Annotated in this window: 1 protein-coding gene; it reads left to right on the top strand. The window is 78.7% G+C overall.

The genetic code is table 11. The features are described 5' to 3' along the window. On the top strand, nucleotides 1-526 hold a 526-nt coding region (locus CLM62_RS31985; RefSeq protein WP_143659187.1), incomplete at both ends, for an FHA domain-containing protein.

Below are 526 nucleotides of genomic sequence, written 5' to 3'. Positions count from 1 at the left end.
CCAGCGGACGGCGGCACGTCCGCGCACGAGCGGGGCCGGGAGCTCGGGGCGAGCCCGGTGGTGCTCTACGCAGGTGCGGAGCGGCTCGACGCGCAGCGCTGCACGCTGGGCGAGCCCCCGCTGATCGACGGCGCCGTGCTGTCGCTGGGCGCCCCCGGCGTGCCGGAACCCCATCCCGAGCTCGACGACGCCCCCGCCCAGCTGCATGTGGTCGCCGGGCCCGACGCCGGCGGGGTCCACCTGCTGCACGGCGGCCAGATCCACATCGGCCGTTCGGCCGACGCCGACGTCCCGCTCGACGACCCGGACGTCTCCCGGCTGCACTGCGCGATCACGGTCGGCCCCGACGGCCGCGTCTCGGTCGCCGACCCCGGCTCGACGAACGGCACGACGCTGGACGGCAGGCGCATCGGCCCCCGCCCGGTCCGCTTCACGCCGGGCGCGCTGCTCCGGATCGGCGAGTCGACCCTGCGGCTGGCCCCGGCTGGAGGGCCCGGCGCGCGCGTGCGGGCGACTCCGGACGGGG

It is taken from the genome of Streptomyces sp. SA15 (assembly GCF_002291145.1).
Taxonomy (GTDB): domain Bacteria; phylum Actinomycetota; class Actinomycetes; order Streptomycetales; family Streptomycetaceae; genus Streptomyces.
The sequence above is the reverse complement of the archived record's forward strand: the minus strand, read 5'-3'. Positions and strand labels throughout refer to the sequence as shown.